The sequence below is a fragment of the Kitasatospora sp. NPDC087314 genome (assembly GCF_044744365.1).
Lineage (GTDB): Bacteria > Actinomycetota > Actinomycetes > Streptomycetales > Streptomycetaceae > Kitasatospora.
This window is the reverse complement of record NZ_JBIUYE010000002.1, coordinates 200,360-223,522: the sequence shown is the minus strand read 5'-3', so window position 1 is coordinate 223,522 and position 23,163 is coordinate 200,360. Positions and strand designations below refer to the sequence as shown.

Genomic DNA, 23,163 nt, shown 5'->3' with positions numbered 1-23,163 from the left:
TGTCGGGGAGGAGTAGAGTCCCGGCGATCACATCAACAAACCGTTGAAATTCTGTATCGCGGAAACTAGTCTCCACCTTACAGAATCGAACTCGCCGACAGGTGGGTTCCGATCAAGGAAGTTCCCACCGGAGCTCCCTTCGCCAGGCTCAACCGCTTAGGAGTGTCCTGCCCATGGCTACAGATCAGGGACCCGTCGGCGCCTCCCCTGCCGCTCCGGTCGTCACTGTCGCCGGTCCGCGCGTCCACCGGGCGGAGGAGGTGCTCACTCCGGAGGCGGTCGCCTTCGTCGTCGGCCTCCATCGCGCCTTCGAGGGCCGTCGGCAGGAACTCCTGGCCAGGCGGAAGACCCGCCGTGCGCAGATCGCCGAGGCCGGCACGCTGGACTTCCTCCCCGAGACCGCCGACATCCGGGCCGGCGACTGGAAGGTCGCCGAGGCGCCCCGCGCCCTCCAGGACCGCCGGGTCGAGATCACCGGCCCCACCGACCGCAAGATGGTCATCAACGCCCTCAACTCCGGCGCGCGGATCTGGCTCGCCGACTTCGAGGACGCCACCTCCCCGACCTGGGAGAACATGGTCAGCGGCCAGATCAACCTGATCGACGCCTTCGAGGGCCGGATCGACTTCACCACCCCCGCCGGGAAGGCGTACGCCCTCAAGCCCGCCGCCGAACTCGCCACCGTCGTGGTCCGTCCGCGCGGCTGGCACCTGGACGAGAACCACCTGCTCGTCGACGGCGCCCCGGTCGCCGGAGCCTTCCTCGACTTCGGCCTCTACTTCTTCCACAACGCCGCACGGCTGCTCGCCAAGGGCGCCGAGGACCCCAACTCCGGCCCGTACTTCTACCTGCCGAAGACCGAGAGCCACCTCGAAGCCCGGCTCTGGAACGACGTGTTCACCCACGCCCAGGCTCAACTCGGCATCCCGCACGGCACCGTCCGCGCCACCGTCCTGATCGAGACCATCACCGCCGCCTTCGAGATGGACGAGATCCTCTACGAGCTGCGCGAGCACGCGGCCGGCCTCAACGCCGGGCGCTGGGACTACCTGTTCTCGATCGTCAAGAACTTCCGCGACGCCGGCGAGCACTACATCCTGCCGGACCGCAACACCGTCACGATGGCCTCGCCGTTCATGGCCGCCTACACCCGCCTGCTGGTGCAGACCTGCCACAAGCGCGGCGCCCACGCGATCGGCGGCATGGCCGCGTTCATCCCCAGCCGCAGGGACCCGGAGGTCAACGCCGCCGCCCTGGAGAAGGTCAAGGCGGACAAGGACCGCGAGGCCGGCAACGGCTTCGACGGCTCTTGGGTCGCCCACCCGGACCTGGTGCCGGTCGCCCGCGCCTCCTTCGACGCGGTGCTCGGCGAGCGCCCCAACCAGAAGGACAACCCCGGGCCGTCCGAGCCGGTCACCGCCGCCCGACTGCTCGACATCGCCGGCGCCGGCGGCACCTGCACCCGCGCCGGGCTGCACAACGCCGTCCAGGTCGGCGTCCGCTACATCGAGGCCTGGCTGCGCGGCCTCGGCGCGGTCGGCATCTTCAACATGATGGAGGACGCCGCCACCGCCGAGATCTCCCGCTCGCAGATCTGGCAGTGGATCCACAACGGCGTCGTCCTGTCCGACACCGGTGAGAAGGCCACCGCCGACCTGGTGCGCACCCTGGTCGCCGCCGAGTTGGCCGAACTCCTGGCCGAGCTGGGCGAGGAGGCGTACGCCGGCGGCCGCTGGCGCGAGGCCGCCCAGCTCTTCGAACAGGTCGCCCTGGCCGAGGAGTTCGCGGACTTCCTCACCCTCCCGGCGCTCCCCCTGCTGGGCTGAGTCCAAATCTATCCGCCGGCGCCACTGCTGCCGCCTGCCAGGCTGGAGCAGTGCCGCCGGCCCATTACTCCGTTCCGTACGGCGACGATTCCACCTGTCCTCTCGTCGCCGTACGGAACGGCCTTTTCCCCGGTAACCGGTAGAGGAGTTCACCCGTGCCCCGCATCTTCTTCAACGGCCAGGCCATGGTCGGCGGTCCGTTCCACGCCAAGGTCGCCGACGCCCTGGTCGGGCCGGCCCGCACCGCCCCCGGTTACCGCTTCTTCTCCATCGACGTCAACGGGGAGAAGGACGTCTGCCCCGGCCTGCTGAGCGACGCGGCCGTCGACAGCGCGATCGAGGGCGAGCTCTACGACATCACCCTGGAGCGCCTGCGAGACGTCATCCTGCCCGGCGAGCCGCGCGAGCTGGAGCTCGGCGTCATCAAGCTGGAGGACGGTTCCGCCTGCCTGTCCATGCTGCTCGCCCGTGGCGAGGTCGAGCGCGGCGTCCACCGCGAGATCACCCACCACGGCGGCTGGCGCGCCTACCTCGCCACCCTCGGGCGCACCGCCTGAGACGGGCGGCGGACAGTAGACGGCGAACAGATGACAGCTGACAACTTTCGTTATCTGTTATCTGTTTGCTGAACTTTGTCAGCCGTCAGCCGTCAGCCGCCGCCCCGGGAACCCCGCTGTCCTCCTGCCATGACGGCCACCGCGGTGCGCCCGCCCGCCGACGTTCCGGCCGGCTCCCCACGCGGGTGGGAACAGGCCGGAGCCCACGCCGCAGCCCCGGACCCTCGCCGTGGGTCCGGGGCTGCGGTCCACGCACCGGCCGAAGGGGGCCGGGTTGCGGAGTCCGGGTCACGCACCGTCCCTGGGCGGCCCGGAGCTGGTGGGGGATGGCAGGAACAGAGCGGGGGTCAGACGGGGCGGGCGGCGAGCTCCTTGGCGGCGCGGGCGCAGTCGCGGGCGATCCGGTCCTCGTTGACGGTGGTCAGCTGGCCCTTCTCGACGACGGCGTTGCCGTTGACGAAGAGGACCGACAGCGGCGGCAGGGCGCCGAGGGTGAGGGCGGCGACCGGGTCGGCGATGGAGGAGTGCATGATCCCGTCGACCTTCCACAGCGCCAGGTCGGCGAGCTTGCCGGCCTCGATCGAGCCGATCTCGTTCTGGCGCCCGAGCACCCGGGCGCCGCCCATGGTGCCCAGGCGCAGCGCCTGACGGCCGGTGAGCGCGGTCGGGGAGCCGTGCAGGCGGTTGATCAGCAGGGCGTTGCGCAGCTCGGTGCCGAGTTCGCCGGACTCGTTGGAGGCGGTGCCGTCCACGCCGAGGCCGACCGGGACGCCGGCCCTGAGCATGTCGGGAACGCGGGCGATCCCGGCGGCCAGACGGGCGTTGGAGGACGGGCAGTGGGCGACGCCGGTGCCGGTCTCGGCGAACTTGGCGATGTCGGAGTCGTTCATGTGGACGCAGTGCGCCATCCAGACGTCCTCGCCGAGCCAGCCGACGGACTCGAAGTAGTCGGTCGGGCCCATGCCGAACAGCTCCTTGCAGAACTGTTCCTCCTCGGCGGTCTCCGAGCCGTGGGTGTGCAGCCGCACGCCCTTGCGGCGGGCGAGTTCGGCGGACTGGCGGAGCAGGTCGGTGGAGACCGAGAACGGCGAGCAGGGCGCGATGGCGACGTGCAGCATCGAGCCGAAGGAGGAGTCGTGGTACGTGTCCACGGCGGCCTCGGAGGCGGCGAGGATGTCGTCGAGCTCCTCGACCGCGTGGTCCGGCGGGAGGCCGCCGTCCTTCTTGCTGCGGTCCATGGAGCCGCGCAGCGCGGTGAAGCGCAGGCCGAGCTCCTGGACGGCCTCGATGGAGGCGCCGAGGACGTCGCCGCCGTCCTTGGGGAACACGTAGTGGTGGTCGGAGGCGGTGGTGCAGCCGGACTTGAGCAGGGCCGAGGCGGAGCCCTGGCTGGCGGCGTGGACGAGCTTCTCGTCGATCCGGGCCCAGGTCGGGTAGAGGGCGACGAGCCAGTCGAAGAGGATGGCGTCCTGGGCGAGGCCGCGGGTGATCCACTGGTAGAAGTGGTGGTGGGTGTTGACCAGGCCGGGGGTGATCAGGTGGCCCTCGCCGTTGATCCGGCGCACCACGTTGTCCAGCCACATCGGGGCGGGCCCGTCGCCGACCGACTCGATCCTGTTGCCGAGGATGACCACGTGGCCGCGGGCGTACTCGGTGTCGTCGGCGTCGACGGTCGCGATCGCGACGTTCTCGATGACGATCCGCTGGTCGGCGGGTGGGGGCTGGACTGCCATGGTGTGACTCCTATGGGGGAGGGTCGGGAGGGGTGTGCGCCGTGCGGCGGGCACCCCTCCCGGGCCGGTCAGGACGGTGTCGCCGTCGGCGCCGTCGCACCGGAGGTCTGGCCGGATCTGGTCCGGCGGGCGGCTCCGGCGTGGTGGAAGAGCAGGTTGAGCAGGACGGCCATCACGCAGCCGGCCGAGATCCCGGAGTGCAGCAGGGTCCGGACGGCCTCCGGGAAGGCGTCGTAGAAGGTCGGCACCGCGATCGGGATGATCCCGACGCCGAGCGAGACGGAAACCAGGATGGTGTTCGAGCTGGACTCCATGCCGGCCTCCGCGAGGGTGCGGATGCCGCTGGCCGCGACGGTCCCGAAGAGCACGATCCCGGCGCCGCCCAGGACGGGCTGCGGTACCAGGGAGACGACCGAGCCGAGCACGGGGAAGAGCCCGAGCAGGATCAGGATGCCGCCGCCGGCCGCGACCACGAAGCGGCTGCGGATCTTCGTCAGCGCCACCAGCCCGATGTTCTGGGCGAAGGCGCTGGCGGCGAAGCCGTTGAAAACGGGGCTGAGCGCGGTGGCCAGTCCGTCGGCCCGCAGGCCGGCGGCGAGCGTGGGTTCGTCGGCCTCGCGCTCGACGATCTTGCCCAGTGCGAGCATGTCGGCGGTGGACTCGGTCATGGAGACCACCATGACGATGCACAGCGAGACGATCGCGGCGGCGTCGAAGACGGGCGCGCCGAAGTGGAACGGGGAGGGGAGAGCGAAGACCTTCGCGTCCTTCACCGCGCCGAAGTCGGCCAGGCCCAGCGGGAAGGCGATCAGGGTGCCGAGCGCCAAGCCGATGAGCAACGAGAGCTGCTGCCAGAAGCCGCGCAGCAGCCGGTTGCAGAGCACCACCGCGACGAGGGTGATCGCGGCGAGGCCGATGGCCCGCATGGAGCCGTACCCGGGGGCGCTCGGCGTGCCGCCGCGCGCCCAGTTGACCGCCACCGGGAGCAGGGACACCCCGATGAGGGTGATCACGGTGCCCTGGACGACCGGGGGGAAGAACCGGATGAGCTTGCAGAAGTACGGCGCCGCGAGGAAGCACAGGACCCCCGCGACGATCACCGCTCCGAAGATCACCGGGAGGGCGTCCTTCGGTCCGTGTTCCTTGGCGATGGCGATCATGGGCGCGACCCCCGCGAAGGAGACGCCGTTCACGAACGGCAGTCGCGCGCCGATCTTCCAGATGCCGAGGGTCTGGAGCAGGGTGGCCAGTCCGGCGGTGAACAGGCTGGCCGAGATGAGCAGGGCGAGTTCGGCGGGCGAGAGCCCGACGCCGGCGCCGACGATGAGCGGGGGTGCGACGACTCCCGCGTACATCGCGGCGACGTGCTGGAGACCGGTGGAGAAGAGCTTCACCGGGGGCAGCAACTCGTCCACGGGGTGGGGGCCGGACCCGGACGGCGTGCCGGGGAGGTGTGTCGACGCGCCGTCCGGGCCAGGGGTTCTTGCCGGGGTGGAACCGCCGTCGTTACTGCTGGTGCTGCTGGGTGCCATGTCGAGCCCCTCTTGTGCCCGTGGCTCCCGGCGCGCCCGTGGCGCTGGAGAGGCCCCGAGGGCGGGACGGCGTGCAAGAGTCCCTCGGGGAGCTTCTCCAGTGCCCCGGGCCGGCCGCCGCGAGGCAGGCACGAACTCCGGTTGGTGGGGGTGGAGAAACTGGTGGTACGGGTGTTTCCGAAGCGGGTGCTGCACGTGGAGCGGGTGACGCACGTGGAGCGGATGGAGCCGGTGGTGCGGATACCGCTGCCCGCCCGGACGTGGCCGGCCGCTGGGGGCCGGAGGGTGCGGCGACTCCGGGCGGTGTCCATGGGGGTGGGGGAGGTCAGGCGACCGGGATGACCGGGACGACGCCGTCGCGGTGCACGGTGCCCTCGATGAGGCCGTACATGCGGTCGGCGGCGTAGTAGACCTCGTTCTCGTTCTTGAGGCCGAACGGCTCCAGGTCGACGAGGAAGTGGTGCTTGTTGGGCAGCTCCAGGCGGACCTCGTCCACCTCGGCGCGGTTGTTGAGGACCCGGGTGCCCATCGAGTGCAGGGTCTGCTGCAGCGAGTAGGAGTAGGTCTCGGCGAAGGCCTCCAGCAGGTGCCGCTTCACGTGGGTGTAGGAGCGGTTCCAGTTGGGCTGGGCCTCGCCGTCCCGGCCGCTGTAGCCGTACTTCCAGCGGGCGGTGACCTGGGTGGCGAGGATGCGGTCGTACGCCTCCTGCAGGGTGGTGTACTTGTCCTTGATGTAGCCCCAGAACTCCGAGTTGGTGGAGTTCATGACGACGAGGTCCTTCAGGCCGGAGATGACCTGGACGGACTCGCCGTCGTAGACGATCTCGGTGGTGCGGGTCTCCTGACCGCTGCGGACGAAGGAGTGGCCGACCTCCTCCGAGCCGATGAAGCGGGCCGAGCTGTCCGGCGTCTTGATCCGGTCCCAGGCGTACTCCTCGATCCGGATCCGGGCGCTGTGGACGACGCCGCGCTCGGTGTTGTCGACGAAGTGGCGCGCCAGCAGGATGCCGAAGGCCTCGGCCGACTCGATCCCGTGCTCCTTGGCGAAGGCGTACACGGTGTTCTTGGTGGTGTCGGTGGGGAGGCAGTTGGCGTTCGATCCGGTGAGGTGGACGTCCTCGAACTCACCGCGGAGGGAGACCGAGACGTTCAGGTCCTTGATCTCGTGCCGGGTGGAGTCGCGGTAGATCCGCACGATGCGGTTCTCCGCCTTGCCGTACTGGTTCTGACCGAGCACGTGGGCCATGACGTGGCTCCTAGAGGTTCCAGGTCGGTCTACTAGCTTCCGCGGTAGACCGAGTATCCGAACGGGTTGAGCAGCAACGGCACGTGGTAGTGGTGCTGCGCGGGCGCGACCGTGAAGACGATCGAGACCTCGGGGAAGAACGGCGGCTCCGCGGACTTCGACGCGTAGTGGGCGCCGGTGTCGAAGAGCAGCCGGACGACCGAGCCCGCCTCCACGGCCGGCAGGTCCTTGACCCGGCCGTCGGAGTCCGTGGCGGAGGTGCCGAGCACCTGCCAGCCACCCTCGGTGTGCAGTGCGAGCTCGACCGGGACGCCCTCGGCCGGGCGGCCGAGGCTGGTGTCGAGCACGTGGGTGGAGATGCCAGTCATGGGTGAAGTGACCTTACTGATGGCAGATGTGATGCTGAGTCAGCTAATTCTAACGATTCGTCAGGAATGCGTCAGGATTCGCCGAGCAGGCGGTTGAGCCGGATGTCGTTGATCTTGCGCAGCTCGCCCCGGACGATCTCCGCCTCGGTGGCGGCGTCGTTGGGGTGGCGCTCGCGCAGGGCCGCGAGCATGGTGGCCGCGGTGCGGCCGGTCGCGCAGATCAGGAACACGTGGCCGAACTTCGCCTCGTAGGCCGCGTTGGCCTCGTGCAGTTCGTCGAGCAGCGCCTGGTCCGCGCCGTGGATGCCGGACTGCTCCCGCTCCGAGGTGGCGTCGCCCGCCTTGGGCCGGCCGATCCGGGCGTGGCCGGCCATCGCGTCGTGCAGGTCGGCGACCGTGAGCCCGGCCATCGCCGCCGCGTTGGCGGCGAGCAGGGACTCCCGGTCGGACCAGGGCTTGGCCTGTGCGACGGCGGCGGCCCAACGGGGGCTGGAGCAGACCTCCAGCAGGATCGCCTCCAGGTCCGCGGCGTCGGCCGCGGCCAGGGCGTCAAGGGTGTGGGGGTGATTGGTCACGGGTGGACCTCCTGAAGAGTGGTGCCACCCGCACAAGCTAGATCCACCCCACCCGGCCGTCAACACTTTGTTGAACGGTTGGTGGTTACGTTTTGAGCCGGCCCCTGTTGCCGGGCCGATTCGTGTGCGATTCGCCAAGTGCGCCCCGCCGGGGGCTGATTCAGACTGGCCGGACCGGCGGGGTGCGCCCGTTCGGAAGGTTTCCGGCAGGGGGAATCGCGGGCGGAGCGGAGGGGTTCAGGAGGGCTTCGAGCCGTCCTGGCGGTTGAGGTAGTTGTACACGGTGAAACGGCTGACGCCCAGAGCCGAGGCGACCGTCTCGACCCCGTGGCGGACGGTGAAGGCGCCGCGCTCCTCCAGGAGGGCGACGACCCGCTGCTTCTCCCAGCGGTCCAGCTCGGCCAGCGGCCGGCCGTCGAACTGGCGGGCCATCTCGGCCAGTAGCCGGTCCAGTGCGCTGCTCAGGTGCGGCAGCCGGACGGCGATCGCCGGGGCGCCCTCCCACTCCAGGACGACGTCCTCGGACTTCGCCTCGTCCAGCGGGACGGGCGTCGCGCCGACCGCGTCCAGCAGCGGCTTCATCGCCGTGGCCAGCGGGTGTTCCACGTGTCCGGTCACGGCGTACCGCCCTCCTCGCCCGGCATGTCGTCGCCCAGCACGCTGACCTGGACCGAGATCCGGGTCGCGCCGGCGTCCAGGGTCTCCCGGAGCAGCCTGGTCACCGCGGTGAGGACCTGGTCGGCCTCGCCCTCGGCGCCGGTCCCGAAGGGGCCGACCGAGACGGCCAGGCCGGCCTCGTCGACGACCTGGCGGGCCGCCGCGGCGTGCTCGGGGAACGTGTCCAGTTCGAACGGTTCTGTCGTGAACTCCACCATCAATCGCACGTGAACACTGTAGCGAGCGGGCGGTGGGGGCGGGCGGGGGTCGGTCGATCGAACAGCGGCGACGCCGGTGGGAGGGTGTGTGCGGGCTTCTTCAACAAAATGTTGCGACGGTCTTGACACCCGCTCGCCGGGCCGGAGATGCTTCCACCAAGCAGAATCCCTCTTCCGGATTGTGGAAGTTGAGGTTCTCGGAAGAGAGTGAGAGGTGAGTGACGTGACGGCCGCTTCCCGGCACAGCTTCACGGTCAACCTGTCGATCCTGTTCAGCGAACTGCCGCTGCTGGAGCGCCCCGCCGCGGCCGCGGCCGCCGGTTTCACGGCCGCCGAGCTGTGGTGGCCCTTCGGTACCGAGGCCACCCCGTCCGAGGCCGAGCTGGACACGCTCCGCAAGGCCTTCACCGACGCGGGCGTGCAGCTCACCGGCCTCAACCTCCTGGACGACCTCACCCTCGGCGCCCGCGGTACCGTCTCGGTGCCCGCCGAGCGGGACCGCTTCCGGGCCAACGTCCCGGTCGCCGCGGGGCTCGCCGCCTCGCTCGGCACCAAGGCGCTCAACGCGCTGTACGGCAACCGGGTCGAGGGCGTCGACGCGGCCGAGCAGGACGCGCTCGCGCTGGAGCACCTGGTACTCGCCGCCAGGGCCGCGCACGAGATCGGCGCGATCCTGCTGGTCGAGGCCCTCAACAGGGCGGAGTCCCCGGACTACCCGCTGGTCTCCGCCGCCGCCGCGGTCGAGGTCGTCGACAAGGTCAACGCCGCCACCGGCCTGGGCAACGCGAAGTTCCTCTGCGACCTGTACCACCTGGCCAGGAACGGCGAGGACCTGGCGGCCGTCATCGACACCTGCACCGACCGGTTCGGCCACGTGCAGATCGCCGACAACCCGGGCCGCAACGAGCCCGGTACCGGCGGTCTGGACTTCGAGGACCTGTTCGCCCGACTCACCGCCGCCGGCTACACCGGCCCGATCGGCCTGGAGTACCGCCCCTCCACCGGCGTCAGCGCCGACAGCTTCGGGTGGCTGTCGCGCGAGCACCGCGCGGCCAAGTAGTAGCCGTCAAGTAGCGGCCGAGCAGCCGCACGCGGTCGCTCAGCAGCCGCTTCGCGGTCGCCGAGCAGCCGCCGGGCAGCGCCACGCAGTCGCACGCGGTCGCCTGCCGGCTGGGCCCGGGCACCGACGCCACCGGACCCGGGCACCCACGCCCTCCCCACCCCACGAACGACGTAAGGAACGACGCGATGAGCCGCAAGATCGCCTTCATCGGCCTCGGCATCATGGGCAGCCCGATGGCCGCCAACCTGGTCAAGGCCGGCCACCACGTCACCGGCTACAACCTCACCCAGCCGCAGATCGACGCCCTGGTCGCGGCCGGCGGCCACGGCGCCACCAGCATCGCCGACGCGGTGAAGGACGCCGAGGTCGTCATCACCATGGTCCCGGCCGACCCGCACGTCGAGCAGGCCATCCTGGGCGAGGGCGGCGTGCTGGAGAACGTCCGGCCCGGCACCCTCGTGATCGACATGTCCTCGATCACCCCGCAGACCTCCCAGAAGGTCGACGCGGCCGCCCGGGAGAAGGGCGTGCGCACCCTGGACGCCCCGGTCTCCGGCGGCGAGGCCGGTGCCGTCGAGGCGGTGCTGTCGATCATGGTCGGCGGCTCCGCCGAGGACTTCGCCGAGGCCAAGCCGCTGTTCGACGCGCTGGGCACCACGGTCATCCACGTCGGCCCGTCCGGCGCCGGCCAGACCGTCAAGGCCGCCAACCAGCTGATCGTCGCCGTCAACATCCAGGTGCTCGCCGAGGCCGTGGTGTTCCTGGAGAACGCCGGCGTCGACCTGCCCGCCGCGCTGGACGTGCTCGGCGGCGGCCTGGCCGGCTCGACCGTGCTGAACCGCAAGAAGGCGAACATGATCGACCGCGAGTTCGCCCCGGGCTTCCGGATCGACCTGCACCACAAGGACATGGGCATCGTCACCGACGCCGCCCGCGCCGTGGGCGCCGCGCTGCCGGTCGGCGCCGTGGTGGCCCAGCTGGTCGCCTCCGCCCGGGCCAACGGCGACGGCTCGCTCGACCACTCGGCGCTGCTGCGCGGCGTCGAGCGCCTCTCGGGCCGCGAGGTCAAGTAAGACCGACCGGCACGTGGTGGGCGGTGTCGCGACGCCCAGGCTGTCGCCCGGACGCCGCTCCTTCATCCACCCACCATGTGCCGGTCGGTCTAACACCCCGGGCCCCTCGGGGCCCCTCGAACTCCTCCTGGTGGCGTGTACCTCATCCGGTCGTGCCCGCGCCACCAGGAGGGTCAGACCCGACCGGCAGGCGGGATCGGGGCTCATCCGCCCGCCCGCCGGTCGATCCAACCGGTGATGCGTACTCCCTGTCGGGGGCACTTCGGTCGTGCCTGTACGCCTCGCCTGGTCCCTTCCCCGCCGAGGGGAGCCTCTCGTACGTCGGAAGCGGGACGAGGGGAACGGCGGGGAGGGGGCCGCACCCTCCCGGCGGGGGGTCGCACCTCCGACGGGGGACGCATCCCCCGGCGCGGGACACGCCCTCCCGGCGGGGGGTCGCACCCCCGGAACTCCCGGGCCCATGCTTGGCACAGGCTGTCGAAACATCGCCAGACCCCGTACGGAAGTGAGGACCGCACCATGCCCCCTACCCCCCACCAGGGCCATGTGGTCGTAGCTCCGGACAAGTTCAAGGGCACCCTGGAGGGTGCCGAGGTCGCCGCCCGGATCGCCGGCGGCGTCCGGCGCGCCGCGCCCGGCGTCGAGGTGCGCGAACTACCCGTCGCCGACGGCGGCGAGGGCACCCTGGCCGCCGCGCTCGCGGCCGGCTTCAACCGCGTCCCGGCCAAGGTGGCCGGCCCGACCGGCCTCCCGGTGGACGCCGCGCTCGCCGTCCAGGGCGACACCGCCGTGGTCGAGCTCGCGCAGTCCTCCGGACTCGCCCGGCTCCCCGGCGGCCGCACCGCCCCGCTCGCGGCCGGGTCCTACGGGGTCGGCCAGCTGATCGGCCGGGCCGTGGCGCTCGGCGCCAAGCGGATCGTGCTCGGTCTCGGCGGCAGCGCCTGCACCGACGGCGGCGCGGGCATGGTCCAGGCGCTCGGCGTCCGCCTGCTCGACGCCGACGGTGCCGAACTGCCGCCCGGCGGGGCCGCGTTGCGCAGGCTCGACCGGATCGACCTGGGCCGGCTGGCCGATCTGCCGGCCGGTGTCGAGATCGTCGTGGCCTGCGACGTGGACAACCCGCTGCTCGGCCCGCGCGGCGCCACCGCCGTCTACGGCCCGCAGAAGGGCGCCGACGGCGACGACCTGGTGATCCTGGAGGAGGGCCTGACCCGCTTCGCCGACCAGGTCGCCCTGGTCACCGGGCGGGACGTGCGCGACGCCCCCGGCGCCGGGGCCGCCGGCGGGGTGGGCTTCGCCGCCCTCGCCCTGCTCGGCGCCACCATGCGCCCCGGTATCGAGCTGCTGCTCGAACTGCTGGGTTTCGACGAGGCCGTGCGTGGGGCACGCCTCGTCGTGACCGGCGAGGGCTGTCTGGACGCGCAGACGCTCCACGGCAAGGCCCCCGCCGGCGTTGCCGCGGCGGCCACCCGGGCGGGGGTTCGGGTGGCTGCCGTGGCCGGGCGGCTGGAGCTCTCCGAGCCCGAGTGGCGGGCCGCCGGGTTCGCCGCCGCGATCGCCCTCACCGACCTCGCCGAACAGCCGGGGGACAGCATGACCAGGGCCGGCGAGCTGGCCGAGGTGGCGGGGGAGCGGCTGGCGGTACAGCTGCTGTCCGGCTGAGTCGGGCCGTCGGGCCGCCCCGGGCGGCGCCCGACCCTCGTACGTTCCTCCATTGACGTTTTGTTGAAGGCGGGCCTAGGCTCCCGGGCAATCCTTCGGTTCCCGCCTTCCCCGACGGCCCTACGACCGCCCCGCGAACGCCCTTCGAGCGCTTCCTCCGGCGTGCCCCCCCACCCCTCTCTTCCAGGTTTCGGAGGTCTCCCATGCCTTTCAGCCAGCCAGCGGTGATCCGCTCCCGACGGGTGGTCCTGCCCGACGGTGAGCGCCCCGCCGACGTGCTGATCCGGGACGGGAAGATCGAGCAGGTCGCTGCGTACGGCTCTCTCCTCGCGGGCGAGCGCCCCGACGCCGACGGCGGCCTCACCGACCTCGGCGACACCGCCCTGTTGCCCGGCCTGGTCGACACCCACGTGCACGTCAACGAGCCCGGCCGCACCGAGTGGGAGGGCTTCGCCACCGCCACCCGGGCCGCCGCGGCCGGCGGCGTCACCACGATCATCGACATGCCGCTCAACTCCATCCCGCCCACCACCACGGTGGAGGGACTGGCCGTCAAGCGGAAGGTCGCCGAGGGCCAGGCCTGGGTCGACCTCGGCTTCTGGGGCGGCGCCGTCCCCGGCAACGTCCCGGACCTCGCGCCGCTGCACGAGGCCGGCGTGTTCGGCTTCAAGAGCTTCCTCGCCCCCTCCGGCGTCGACGAGTTCCCGCACGTCGAGGCCGCGGATCTGGAGGCGGCACTGGCCGAGCAGGCCCGGATCGGGGCGCTGGCGATCATCCACGCCGAGGACCCGGCCGTACTGGCCGCCGCCCCGCAGCAACCCGGCGTCCACTACCGCGACTTCCTCGCCTCCCGCCCCGCCGACGCGGAGACCGCGGCCGTCTCCCACCTGCTGGAGACCGCCCGGCGCACCGGCGCCCGCGTCCACATCCTGCACGTCTCCTCCGCCGCCGTGCTGCCGCTGCTGCGCCGAGCGCGCGAGGAGGGCGTGCGGGTGACCGCCGAGACCTGCCCGCACTACCTGACCCTGGCGGCCGAGCAGGTGCCGGACGGCGACACCGCCTTCAAGTGCTGCCCGCCGATCCGCGACGAGACCAACCGCGACCGGCTCTGGCAGGCCCTGGCGGACGGCGAGTTCATCGCCGTCGTCTCCGACCACTCTCCCTCCACCCCCGACCTGAAGCTGCTGCTCGAGTACGGCGGCAGCGGCGATTTCGCGGCCGCCTGGGGCGGCATCGCCTCCCTGCAACTCGGTCTGCCGGCCGTCTGGACCGAGGCCCGCCGCCGCGGTCACGGTCTCGCCGACGTGGTCCGCTGGATGTCCGCCGGACCGGCCGAACTGGCCGGCCTCACCGGTGTCAAGGGCGCCATCGCGCCCGGCTGCGACGCCGACCTGGTCGCCTTCGACCCCGACGGAGAATTCGCCGTCCACGCCGCCGGGTTGCACCACCGCAACCCCGTGACCCCGTACGCGGGCCGGACGCTGACCGGCGCGGTCCGCACGACCTGGCTGCGCGGCCGCGCGGTGGACACCGCGGCCGAGCCCTTCGGCCGTCAGCTCACCCGGCCCGCCGCAGCCCCCACCACCCCGTCCGACCGCCCGTCCTGAGGAGACTTCGTGACCACTGCCGACACCCCGAGCGCTCCCTTCACCGAGCTGGTCAACCTGGCCTCGCGGCTGCTGGGCGCGGGCGTCGTCGCCACCAACGAGGACACCTTCGCCGACGCCGAGAACCTCCTGGTCGCCAAGCCCGCCGAGTTCCGCCCGCACACCTTCGGCCACAAGGGCCAGATCATGGACGGCTGGGAGTCCAAGCGCCGCCGCGGCGTCTCCGCCGACCAGCCGCACCCCACCGACCAGGACCACGACTGGGCGATCGTCCGGCTCGGCGTCGGCGGTGTGATCCGCGGCCTCGTCGTGGACACCGCCCACTTCACCGGCAACTACCCGGAGAGCGCCTCCGTCGAGGCCGCCTCCGTCCCCGGCCACCCCTCGCCCGAGGAGCTGGCGGACACCGAGTGGACCACCCTGGTGCCGCGCACCCCGCTGCAGGGCGACACCGCCCACGAGTTCGCCGTCGAGGACGCGGGCCGCTACACCCACGTGCGGCTCAACATCTTCCCGGACGGCGGCGTCGCCCGGCTGCGCGTCCACGGCGAGGTGCTGCCCGACCCGCGCGAACTGGACGGCCTCACCTTCGACCTGGCCGCCCAGGAGTACGGCGGCGTGGCCGAGGCGGCGTCCGACCGCTACTTCTCCTCCCCGCACAACCTGAACGCTCCCGGTCGCGCCTCCGTCATGGGCGAGGGCTGGGAGACCCGGCGTCGGCGCGACAAGGCCAACGACTGGGTGCAGATCGCCCTGGCCGGGGGCGGTGAGGTCCTGGCCGCCGAGGTGGACACCACCCACTTCGTCGCCAATGCCCCCGGCTGGGCCGACCTCGTCGGCTTCGACGCCTCGACCGGGGCGGACCCGGCGGACGGCGAGTGGTTCGAGATCCTGCCCCGCACCCGCCTGCAGCCCGACACCCGGCACCGCTTCCGGCTCGACGTCGGCCGCCCGGTGACCCACGTGCGCATCAACGTCTACCCGGACGGCGGCCTCGCCCGCCTCCGGCTCACCGGCCGCCTCACCGAGGCCGGTCGCGCGGCCCTCGCGCTGCGCTGGTTCAACGCCGTCCCGGCCGTCGAGGCCGCCGCGGCCCTCACCGAGGCCGGCCTGACCGCCGACGAGGCCGCCGAGTTGAGCGCCGCCCGTCCACTGGCGGACCAGGTCGCGGCCGCCACCGCCGTCGCCGCGCTCCAGCCCGCCGACGGCCCCGACGGCGAGAACTCCTCCCGCCGCCGCTCGGCGGTCCGGCGCCTGCTCGGCGTCTGACGCTTCGTCACACCACTCTCCACGCACCGCTTTTATCGACACCTGAAGGACCCCTCATGTCCAAGATCCTGACCACGGAGTCCGGCGCCCCGGTCGCCGACAACCAGAACTCGGCCTCGGCCGGCGAGTACGGCCCGCTGCTGATCCAGGACCAGCAGCTGCTGGAGAAGCTGGCCCGCTTCAACCGCGAGCGCATCCCGGAGCGCGTCGTGCACGCCCGCGGCTCCGGCGCGTACGGCTACTTCGAGGTCACCGACGAGGTGTCGCAGTACACCCGCGCGGCCTTCCTCTCCGAGGTCGGCAAGCGCACCGAGGTCTTCCTGCGCTTCTCCACCGTGGCCGGCAACCTCGGCGCCAGCGACGCGGTGCGCGACCCGCGCGGCTTCGCGCTGAAGTTCTACACCGAGCAGGGCAACTACGACCTGGTCGGCAACAACACCCCGGTGTTCTTCATCAAGGACCCGATCAAGTTCCCCGACTTCATCCACTCGCAGAAGCGCGACCCGTACACCGGCGTACAGGAGGCGGACAACGTCTGGGACTTCTGGGCCCACTCGCCCGCCTCGACCCACCAGATCACCTGGCTGTTCGGGGACCGCGGCATCCCGGCCTCCTACCGCCACATGAACGGCTACGGCTCGCACACCTACCAGTGGGTCAACGCCGAGGGCGAGGCCTACTGGGTCAAGTACCACTTCAAGACCAACCAGGGCATCCGCTCGCTGGACGGCGACCAGTCCGCCGAGGTGCTCGGCGCCGACGCCGACTCGCACCAGCGTGACCTGCACCAGGCCATCGAGCGCGGCGTCTTCCCGTCCTGGACCCTCTACGTCCAGCTGATGCCGGTCGCCGAGGCCGCGGACTACCGCTTCAACCCGTTCGACCTCACCAAGGTGTGGCCGCACGCCGACTACCCGCTGGTCAAGGTCGGCCGCCTGGTGCTCAACAAGAACCCGGAGAACGTCTTCGCCGACGTCGAGCAGTCCGCGTTCTCGCCGAACAACTTCGTGCCCGGCATCGGACCCTCCCCGGACAAGATGCTCCAGGGCCGCCTGTTCGCCTACGCCGACGCCCAGCGCTACCGCCTCGGTGTCAACCACACCCAGCTGCCGGTGAACGCCCCGCGCGCCACCGAGGCGGACAACTACGGCCGCGACGGCCTGCACGCCGTCAACAAGTCCGGCCGCGGCAAGAACTACGAGCCCAACTCGTACGACGGCCCCGCCCAGACCGACAACGCGCTCGCCGTGCCGGTCCGGCTGGACGGCTACACCGGCACCTACACCACGCCGGCCCACACCAAGGACGACGACTTCTTCCAGGCGGGCGAACTGTACCGGCTGATGTCCGCGGGCGAGAAGACCCGCCTGATCGACAACATCGCGGGTTTCCTCGCCCAGGTGACCCGCGAGGACGTCATCGAGAAGAACCTCGCCCACTTCCACGCCGCGGACGAGGAGTACGGCGCCCGCCTGGAGGCGGCCGTCGCCAAGCTACGGGCGGGCGACGAGGGCTGAGCCCCTCCAGCGCCACCTGACCCACCCTCACCGGCCCCGGGGCCCCGCCCGCGACCCGGCGGCCGCGCGACGGGCCCCTCCCCCCGGGCAGTGGGGGAGGGGCCCGTCGCCTCAGGGCAGTGAGGGAGGGGCCCGTCGCGTTTCCTCCGGCCGTGCGTGCCTCCGGGCCCGCGCGGCCGGCTCCGTCTCCCCAGGTGGGCGGCGGGTGCTCCACGGAATGTTCACGGATATTCACGGACGGCAGTTGCCGGGCTCGCCGGGTGGATAGGCTGGAGGGTGCCCGCGGTCGCTCCGTGGGGGGACATCGGAAGGGGACGACATGTCGACACCAGCCCCGGGTCGCCACGCCGCGCTGGACCAGGGCCTCACCGGCCCGTTCACCTCCCTGCAGCACGCCCTCAGACTGCTGGAGGCCGTCGACCGGCACCCTGACGGCGCCACCCTGGTCGCCCTCGCGCGGGAGACCTCGCTCGGCCTGCCGACCGTCCGGCGACTCGCGGAGATCCTCGAGATCGAGGGCTACCTCCAGTGCCAGGACGGGGGTTGGGTGCTCGGCGGCACCTTCGCCCTGCTCGGCCAGCACAACCGGGAGCAGCTGGTGAAGGCCCGGCTGAACCGCAAACTCGCCGAACTGCGCGACGAGTTGGGTGCGGCGGTCTACTTCACCCGGTACCACGACGGGGAGTTGTCGGTGGAGGCGGTCGCCGCGGCCGAGTACGCGCCGGCGGTGCAGGAGTGGGTGGACTTCCGGGCCACCGCGCACGCCAGCGCGATCGGCAAGTGCCTGCTCAGCCAGCTCGACTCGGAGGCCCGCCGGGACCACCTCTCCCGCCACCCGGTGGCCCGGCTCACCTCCCGGACCGTCACCGACGCCGACCAGTTGATGCACCGGCTGGAGCGACAGCCGGCCACCGTGCCGGTGCTGGACATCCAGGAGTACGCGCTCGGCACGGTGTGTGCGGCCGTCCCGATCACGGCGGGCAGCACGGTCGGCTGTCTGGCCACCTCGATGCCGGTGGACAACGTGCACAAGCTGAAGGCCGCCGCCGAACTGTTGGCGGCCCGGGCGGCGCCGCTGATGCTGGCGATGGCGGTCTGAGCGTCGCGCCGTCCCGCCGTGGGCCCCGCCGGATCCTGCCGATCCGGCGGGGCCCACGTGTTTCCGTGGCCGCCGCCGGTTTCCGCGGTCGTATCGGTTTCCGTAGCCGCTTCCGGGTGCACGTCACTTATTAGACTCGATGTCGATAAGAGTCGCCGAAACCCTTGTCTCGGCCGCTACCCGCGAGTACGTTTCCCTCACGCCGAGCCGCCGTCCCGAGGTCAGGAGGGCCTGCCATGCCCCGATCCACCCCCGTACCCGCCCTTGCCGCCCCCGCCGCGCGCGTGCACGACGGCCTCGTCCTCGAACCCCGGGACGTCCGCTTCGACTGGGACCGACTGCCGCTGCACTGGATCCCCGACGAGCCGATGGCCACCCACGTCATCAACGTGCTGCACCTGCTGCTGCCCGAGGGCGAGCGCTGGTTCGTCAAGGTGTTCAAGGAGGCGCTGCCGCTCATCCGGGACGAGCAACTGCGCGAGGAGGTCCTGGGGTTCATCGGCCAGGAGGCCATCCACGCCGAGGCGCACCAGGAGGTCCTCGACCACCTGCTCGGCCAGGGGCTCGACCCGCGTCCGTACGTCCGGCAGGTCGCCTGGCTGTTCCGGCGCGTCCTCGGCGACAAGCCGGGCCTCGGTCCCGCGCGGCGGCGCGAGAACATCATCGAGCGGGTCGCCTTCATCGCGGCGATCGAGCACTTCACCGCCTTCCTCGGCAACTGGGCGCTCAACTCGCCGGGCCTGGACCGCGCCAAGGCCGACCCGACGATGCTCGACCTGCTGCGCTGGCACGGCGCCGAGGAGGTCGAACACCGCAGCGTCGCCTTCGACCTGATGGTTCACCTGGACCCCGGCTACCTGCGCCGGGTCCGCGGAATGGCCGTCTCCGGTCCGCTGCTGGTCCACCTCTGGGTGCGCGGCGCCCGCTTCCTGCTCGCCGCCGACCCGACCCTGCACGGGCGGCTCAAGCCCACCTGGCGCGAGGCCGGCAGGATCGCCAAGCGCGGCCTGCTGCCCGACCCGGTCGGGTCGATCCGCTCCGGCCTGCGGTACCTACGGCCCGGCTACCACCCCACCCAGGAGGGCTCGTCCAGCCAGGCCCTCGGCTACCTCGCCACCTCCCCGGCCGCCCGCGCCGCCGCCGGGGGCTGACGGCGGACGGGGTTCGGTCGACGGCTGACAGATTTCAGCGAACAGAAAACGTTATCTGTTATCTGTTCGCTGAAATCTGAAATCTGTCAGCTGTTCGCCGCACCCCGCCTGCCCCCGCCCGCCCGCTCGCCACCCTCCTGACGCCAAGGACCGCCGGATGGACCTGCTCAACCCGCCCCCCGACCTCTACGGCCGCCCCCGCGTGGACACCTTCATGCGCCGCCTCACCGCCTTCGGTGACCGCTACTCCCCCGCCCTCGGCGGCCCCCTGCTGCGCCGCAACCCCCGCCGCCCGCTCAGCCGCCCCACCCCACCGCTCCAACTGGCCGTCATCGCCCGCCGCCGACTCGCCGCCGACGTCGTCGAGTTGCGGCTCGCCGACCCCTCCGGCGGCCCGCTCCCCGGCTGGCAGCCCGGCGCCCACCTGCGCCTCGCCCTGCCCTCCGGCCGCGAGCGCCACTACTCGCTCACCGGCGACCCCGCCGACCGCACCGCCTACCGGATCGCCGTGCGGCGACTGCCCGAGGGCGGCGGAGGGTCCGTCGAGATCCACGACACCCTGCACCCCGGCACCCGCCTCACCGCCCGCCGCCCGCGCAACGGCTTCCCGTTCTGCGCCGAGCCCGCCGTCCTCCTGCTCGCCGGCGGCATCGGCATCACCCCGCTGCTCCCGATGGCCCGCGAGGCGCAGCGGCACGGCCTCGACTGGCGCCTGGTGCACATCGGCCGCAGCGTCGACACCCTCCCGTACGCGGACGAGCTGCGCACCCTCGACCCGTGCCGGGTGGAGCTGCGCACCGACGACGAGCACGGCGTGCCGACCGCCGCCGACCTGCTCGCGCACGCCCCGCGCGGCGCCGCCGTCTACTGCTGCGGCCCGGCCCCGATGCTCGCCGCCGTGCAGCGCGCCCTGGGCGGATCCCCGGCCACCGCCCTGCACTTCGAGCGCTTCGGTGCCGCCCCGATCACCGGCGGCGCCCCCTTCGCCCTGCGCCTGGGCGCCGGCGGCCCGACGCTGGACGTCCCCGCCGACCGCTCCGCCCTGGACGTGCTGCGCGAGGCCCGCCCCGACCTCCCGCACTCCTGCCACCAGGGATTCTGCGGCACCTGCGAGGTCCGCCTGCTGGCCGGTACGCCGGAGCACCGGGACCGCCGCCTCACCCCCGAACAGCGCGCCGCCGGCGCCGTGCTGCCCTGCGTCTCCCGGGCCGCCGAGGGCGAGACCCTGGTGCTCGACCTGTAGCGTGCTCGACCTGTAGAAGGAGCCCCGATGGCGAACCCCCCGACCTTCCCCTACGACGAGCGCGACCTCGCCCGCTTCCGCGAGACCCAGCAACTCGCCTACCACTGCGCCGAACAGGTCGCCGACTGGATCGAACCGGGCGTCACCGAGCGCCAGGCCACCGCGGAGCTGCGCCGCCGCCTGGTCGCCGCCGGGGTGCAGGACTTCTTCCACGTCCCGTTCGCCTGGTTCGGCGACCGCACGGCCTTCCGGCACTTCCACACCCCGCTGCAGTTCTTCGCCGGCAACCGCCGCCTGCAGGAGGGCATGCCGTACGTGCTGGACTGCGCGCCGATCGTCGACGGCTACACCGCCGACATCGGCTACGGCGGCAAGGTCGGCGAGAACCGGGTCTGGGACCGCCTCGCCGCCGACCTGAAGGTCTACCGCGAGCTGATCCTCACGGAGGTACGGGCCCGCAGGCCGCTCGACGAGGTGTACGCGGCCGTGGACGCGCAGATCGCCGCGCACGGCTACGACAACCGCCACCAGGTCTACCCGGGCCGGGTGATCGGCCACCAGGTCACCCGGACCACGATGCGCGGACCGGCCGGGGTCAACGTCTTCGGCTTCGGCGTGCGCACCCTGCAGACCCTCGGTCGCGAGCTCATCTCCGAGCGCCTGCACGGCCGTTCACCGCTCTGGGCGGACGGTCGGTCGTCCCGGCACGCGCCCACCCCGGGTCTGTGGGCGGTCGAGCCGCACATCGGCTTCCGCGGCGTGGGCATCAAGTTCGAGGAACTCCTGGTGGTCACCGAGGACGACGCCTACTGGCTCGACGACGACCTGCCGCACGTCCGCCGCTGGACGACCGACACCGCCGAGGCGACTGAGGCGGCCACCGCGCCGACCACCGCGCCGACCACCGCGCCGACCACCGAGACAAGCACCGAGGCGACCACCCTGGAGGCCACCCGATGACCACCGTCCGCCGCCGAACCGTGCACTCCGACGGCCTCCCGCTCGCCGTCTTCGAGCAGGGCGACCCGGCCGCCCCCACCGTCCTGCTGGTGCACGGCTACCCGGACACCCACGCGGTCTGGGACGACGTCGCCGCCGACCTCGCCCGCGACCACCACGTGGTCCGCTACGACGTGCGCGGCGCCGGCGAGTCCGGGGTCCCCGCCACCCGGGACGGCTACCGGCTGGAGCGCCTGGCCGCCGACCTGTTCGCGGTCGCCGACGCCGTCAGCCCGGACCGACCGGTACACGTGATCGCCCACGACTGGGGCTCGATCCAGTCCTGGGAGGCCGTCACCGTGCCCGGCGCCGAGCGGCGGATCGCCTCGTACACCACGATGTCCGGCCCCTGCCTGGACCACACGGCGTACTGGCTGCGCCACCGGATGCGCCGCCCCACCCCGCGCCACCTGCGGCAGCTGCTCCACCAGGGCCTGCACTCCTGGTACATCACCGCCTTCCACCTGCCCTTCCTCGCCCCGGGCGTCTGGCGCCTGGGGCTGGCCCGGGCCTGGCCGCGGGTGCTGCGCGACCTGGAGCACGTCACCCCGCGGCCCGACCACCCGCAGCCCGGCCTGCGCCGCGACGCCGTCCGCGGCATCGAGCTGTACCGGGCCAACTTCCGCCCCACGCTGCGCAGTCCGCGCGAGCGGCCGACGGAGGTGCCGGTCCAGCTGATCACCCTCACCCGGGACCGCTACGTCGCCCCCTTCCTCTCCGAGGGACTGGAGCGCTGGGTGCCCGAGCTGACCCGACGCACGCTGCACGCCGGTCACTGGTCGGCGCTGCTGGAGAAGGGAGTCACCGTGGCCGCGATGGTCCGCGAGTTCACCACCCGCATCGAGGCAGGGCAGACAGGGCAGGCCGGGCAGGCCGACGCGGCCCGGGGCGACGGTCGGCTGGTCGTCGTCACCGGCGGCGGCAGCGGCATCGGCCGGGCCACCGCGCTCGCCTTCGCCGAGGACGGCGCCCGCGTGGTGGTCTGCGACCTCGACCTCGCCGCCGCCGAGCGCACCGCCGAACTCGCCTCGCTGATCGGCCCGCCGGCGCACGCCTACCGCGTGGACGTCGCCGACGGCGCCGCGGTGGACGCCTTCGCCGAGACGGTCGCCGCCGAGCACGGGGTGCCCGACGTGGTGATCAACAACGCGGGCATCGGCCACTCCGGGACGTTCCTGCAGACCACCGAGAAGGAGTGGCAGCGCATCCTGGACGTCAACCTCTGGGGCGTCATCCACGGCTGCCGCGCCTTCGGCACGCTGATGGCCGACCGCGGCCAGGGCGGCCACCTGGTCAACGTCTCCTCGGCCGCCGCCTACCTGCCCTCCAAGGCGCTCACCGCCTACGCGACCAGCAAGGCCGCGGTGTTCATGCTCTCCGACTGCCTTCGCGCCGAACTCGCCGGGCACGGCATCGGCGTCTCCACGATCTGCCCGGGCATCGTCAACACCAACATCACCCGCACCTCCACCTTCTCCGCCACCACCGCCGACCAGCAGGCCGCCAAGCAGGCCCGCGCCGCCAGGCTCTACGCCCGCCGCGGCTTCCCCCCGGAGAAGGTCGCCACCGCCATCCTCACCGCCGTCCGCACCGGCAAGCCCGTCGTCCCGGTCACCCCGGAGGCCAAGGTCGCGCGCTTCCTCTCCCGCCTCAGCCCCGCCCTGCTGCGCCTCGCCGCCCGCCTCAACGTCACCTGACCGGGCGCCCGGTGGGCCGGCGACGGCGGCAGGATCGCCGAGGGCGGGCTGCCCGATCCCACCGGGCCGGT

Annotated in this window: 20 protein-coding genes; 13 read left to right on the top strand and 7 right to left on the bottom strand. The window is 72.4% G+C overall.

Annotated elements, in window-relative coordinates; translation table 11 throughout:
- Positions 1-173: 173 nt before the first annotated feature.
- Together aceB and ACIO5E_RS04835 are read left to right on the top strand one after the other, a co-directional pair.
- Entirely contained in the window at positions 174-1,826 is a 1,653-nt protein-coding gene (gene aceB / locus ACIO5E_RS04840) for a malate synthase A (protein ID WP_400663867.1), read from the top strand.
- Positions 1,827-1,981: 155 nt separating this feature from the next.
- Positions 1,982-2,383, top strand: a complete 402-nt coding sequence (locus ACIO5E_RS04835) for a gamma-glutamylcyclotransferase (protein ID WP_400663866.1) — start codon at positions 1,982-1,984, stop codon at positions 2,381-2,383.
- Positions 2,384-2,730: 347 nt separating this feature from the next.
- Here the strand turns inward: ACIO5E_RS04835 and ACIO5E_RS04830 are convergent, their stop codons facing one another.
- The 7 genes from ACIO5E_RS04830 to ACIO5E_RS04800 all read right to left on the bottom strand — a co-directional run bounded on the left by ACIO5E_RS04830 (position 2,731) and on the right by ACIO5E_RS04800 (position 8,712).
- Positions 2,731-4,116 carry an 8-oxoguanine deaminase gene (locus ACIO5E_RS04830; RefSeq protein ID WP_400663865.1) on the bottom strand — a complete coding sequence of 462 codons (1,386 nt, stop codon included), beginning with the start codon at positions 4,114-4,116 and terminating at the stop codon, positions 2,731-2,733.
- 68 nt (positions 4,117-4,184) lie between these two features.
- Complete coding sequence (locus ACIO5E_RS04825; protein ID WP_400663863.1) at positions 4,185-5,648, bottom strand: nucleobase:cation symporter-2 family protein; 1,464 nt, start codon at positions 5,646-5,648, stop codon at positions 4,185-4,187.
- 325 nt (positions 5,649-5,973) lie between these two features.
- Positions 5,974-6,894 carry a factor-independent urate hydroxylase gene (gene pucL, locus ACIO5E_RS04820; RefSeq protein ID WP_400663862.1) on the bottom strand — a complete coding sequence of 307 codons (921 nt, stop codon included), beginning with the start codon at positions 6,892-6,894 and terminating at the stop codon, positions 5,974-5,976.
- A 32-nt stretch (positions 6,895-6,926) separates the two neighbouring features.
- Positions 6,927-7,262 carry a hydroxyisourate hydrolase gene (gene uraH, locus ACIO5E_RS04815; RefSeq protein WP_280679410.1) on the bottom strand — a complete coding sequence of 112 codons (336 nt, stop codon included), beginning with the start codon at positions 7,260-7,262 and terminating at the stop codon, positions 6,927-6,929.
- 71 nt (positions 7,263-7,333) lie between these two features.
- On the bottom strand, positions 7,334-7,837 hold the full coding sequence (uraD, locus tag ACIO5E_RS04810; protein ID WP_400663860.1) for a 2-oxo-4-hydroxy-4-carboxy-5-ureidoimidazoline decarboxylase: 504 nt from the start codon (positions 7,835-7,837) through the stop codon (positions 7,334-7,336).
- A gap of 237 nt (positions 7,838-8,074) precedes the next feature.
- Positions 8,075-8,455: a helix-turn-helix domain-containing protein gene (locus tag ACIO5E_RS04805; RefSeq protein ID WP_400663859.1), complete on the bottom strand. Its 381-nt coding sequence runs from the start codon at positions 8,453-8,455 to the stop codon at positions 8,075-8,077.
- A complete protein-coding gene (locus tag ACIO5E_RS04800; protein ID WP_400664422.1) occupies positions 8,452-8,712 on the bottom strand; it encodes a thiamine-binding protein in 261 nt (86 codons plus the stop codon). Before ACIO5E_RS04800 ends, ACIO5E_RS04805 begins: the two co-directional genes overlap by 4 nt.
- 214 nt (positions 8,713-8,926) lie before the next feature.
- Between ACIO5E_RS04800 and ACIO5E_RS04795 the strand changes: the two genes are divergently transcribed.
- The 11 genes from ACIO5E_RS04795 to ACIO5E_RS04745 all read left to right on the top strand — a co-directional run bounded on the left by ACIO5E_RS04795 (position 8,927) and on the right by ACIO5E_RS04745 (position 23,092).
- Positions 8,927-9,772 carry a hydroxypyruvate isomerase family protein gene (locus tag ACIO5E_RS04795; RefSeq protein ID WP_400663857.1) on the top strand — a complete coding sequence of 282 codons (846 nt, stop codon included), beginning with the start codon at positions 8,927-8,929 and terminating at the stop codon, positions 9,770-9,772.
- Between the two features lie 188 nt (positions 9,773-9,960).
- The gene (locus tag ACIO5E_RS04790; RefSeq protein WP_400663855.1) at positions 9,961-10,848 is read left to right on the top strand and encodes a 2-hydroxy-3-oxopropionate reductase; all 888 of its coding nucleotides are present in this window, start codon (positions 9,961-9,963) and stop codon (positions 10,846-10,848) included.
- Positions 10,849-11,367: 519 nt separating this feature from the next.
- Complete coding sequence (locus tag ACIO5E_RS04785) at positions 11,368-12,510, top strand: glycerate kinase (RefSeq protein ID WP_400663854.1); 1,143 nt, start codon at positions 11,368-11,370, stop codon at positions 12,508-12,510.
- Between the two features lie 203 nt (positions 12,511-12,713).
- The gene (gene allB / locus ACIO5E_RS04780) at positions 12,714-14,117 is read left to right on the top strand and encodes an allantoinase AllB (protein ID WP_400663852.1); all 1,404 of its coding nucleotides are present in this window, start codon (positions 12,714-12,716) and stop codon (positions 14,115-14,117) included.
- Positions 14,118-14,126: 9 nt separating this feature from the next.
- Complete coding sequence (alc, locus tag ACIO5E_RS04775; protein ID WP_400663851.1) at positions 14,127-15,386, top strand: allantoicase; 1,260 nt, start codon at positions 14,127-14,129, stop codon at positions 15,384-15,386.
- Positions 15,387-15,442: 56 nt separating this feature from the next.
- Entirely contained in the window at positions 15,443-16,903 is a 1,461-nt protein-coding gene (locus ACIO5E_RS04770) for a catalase (protein WP_400663849.1), read from the top strand.
- 319 nt (positions 16,904-17,222) lie between these two features.
- Complete coding sequence (locus tag ACIO5E_RS04765; RefSeq protein ID WP_400663848.1) at positions 17,223-18,002, top strand: IclR family transcriptional regulator; 780 nt, start codon at positions 17,223-17,225, stop codon at positions 18,000-18,002.
- A 236-nt stretch (positions 18,003-18,238) separates the two neighbouring features.
- A complete protein-coding gene (locus tag ACIO5E_RS04760) occupies positions 18,239-19,153 on the top strand; it encodes a metal-dependent hydrolase (RefSeq protein ID WP_400663846.1) in 915 nt (304 codons plus the stop codon).
- Positions 19,154-19,310: 157 nt separating this feature from the next.
- Complete coding sequence (locus ACIO5E_RS04755; protein ID WP_400663844.1) at positions 19,311-20,396, top strand: PDR/VanB family oxidoreductase; 1,086 nt, start codon at positions 19,311-19,313, stop codon at positions 20,394-20,396.
- Positions 20,397-20,423: 27 nt separating this feature from the next.
- Positions 20,424-21,356, top strand: coding sequence for a M24 family metallopeptidase (locus tag ACIO5E_RS04750; protein WP_400663842.1), 933 nt, complete (start codon positions 20,424-20,426; stop codon positions 21,354-21,356).
- Complete coding sequence (locus ACIO5E_RS04745; protein WP_400663840.1) at positions 21,353-23,092, top strand: SDR family oxidoreductase; 1,740 nt, start codon at positions 21,353-21,355, stop codon at positions 23,090-23,092. The genes ACIO5E_RS04750 and ACIO5E_RS04745 overlap by 4 nt, the downstream gene beginning before the upstream one ends.
- The last annotated feature ends 71 nt before the right edge of the window (positions 23,093-23,163 follow it).

What these genes read in the sequence shown, in the direction of transcription:
- ACIO5E_RS04800 (WP_400664422.1), bottom strand. Translation starts at nt 8,712, where the DNA reads ATGGTGGAGTTCACGACAGAACCGTTCGAACTGGACACGTTCCCCGAG.
- allB (WP_400663852.1), top strand. Translation starts at nt 12,714, where the DNA reads ATGCCTTTCAGCCAGCCAGCGGTGATCCGCTCCCGACGGGTGGTCCTG.
- ACIO5E_RS04765 (WP_400663848.1), top strand. Translation starts at nt 17,223, where the DNA reads ATGTCGACACCAGCCCCGGGTCGCCACGCCGCGCTGGACCAGGGCCTC.
- ACIO5E_RS04750 (WP_400663842.1), top strand. Translation starts at nt 20,424, where the DNA reads ATGGCGAACCCCCCGACCTTCCCCTACGACGAGCGCGACCTCGCCCGC.
- ACIO5E_RS04755 (WP_400663844.1), top strand. Translation starts at nt 19,311, where the DNA reads ATGGACCTGCTCAACCCGCCCCCCGACCTCTACGGCCGCCCCCGCGTG.
- ACIO5E_RS04770 (WP_400663849.1), top strand. Translation starts at nt 15,443, where the DNA reads ATGTCCAAGATCCTGACCACGGAGTCCGGCGCCCCGGTCGCCGACAAC.
- pucL (WP_400663862.1), bottom strand. Translation starts at nt 6,894, where the DNA reads ATGGCCCACGTGCTCGGTCAGAACCAGTACGGCAAGGCGGAGAACCGC.
- ACIO5E_RS04785 (WP_400663854.1), top strand. Translation starts at nt 11,368, where the DNA reads ATGCCCCCTACCCCCCACCAGGGCCATGTGGTCGTAGCTCCGGACAAG.
- ACIO5E_RS04830 (WP_400663865.1), bottom strand. Translation starts at nt 4,116, where the DNA reads ATGGCAGTCCAGCCCCCACCCGCCGACCAGCGGATCGTCATCGAGAAC.
- ACIO5E_RS04790 (WP_400663855.1), top strand. Translation starts at nt 9,961, where the DNA reads ATGAGCCGCAAGATCGCCTTCATCGGCCTCGGCATCATGGGCAGCCCG.
- ACIO5E_RS04760 (WP_400663846.1), top strand. Translation starts at nt 18,239, where the DNA reads ATGCCCCGATCCACCCCCGTACCCGCCCTTGCCGCCCCCGCCGCGCGC.
- ACIO5E_RS04825 (WP_400663863.1), bottom strand. Translation starts at nt 5,648, where the DNA reads ATGGCACCCAGCAGCACCAGCAGTAACGACGGCGGTTCCACCCCGGCA.
- ACIO5E_RS04745 (WP_400663840.1), top strand. Translation starts at nt 21,353, where the DNA reads ATGACCACCGTCCGCCGCCGAACCGTGCACTCCGACGGCCTCCCGCTC.
- aceB (WP_400663867.1), top strand. Translation starts at nt 174, where the DNA reads ATGGCTACAGATCAGGGACCCGTCGGCGCCTCCCCTGCCGCTCCGGTC.
- uraH (WP_280679410.1), bottom strand. Translation starts at nt 7,262, where the DNA reads ATGACTGGCATCTCCACCCACGTGCTCGACACCAGCCTCGGCCGCCCG.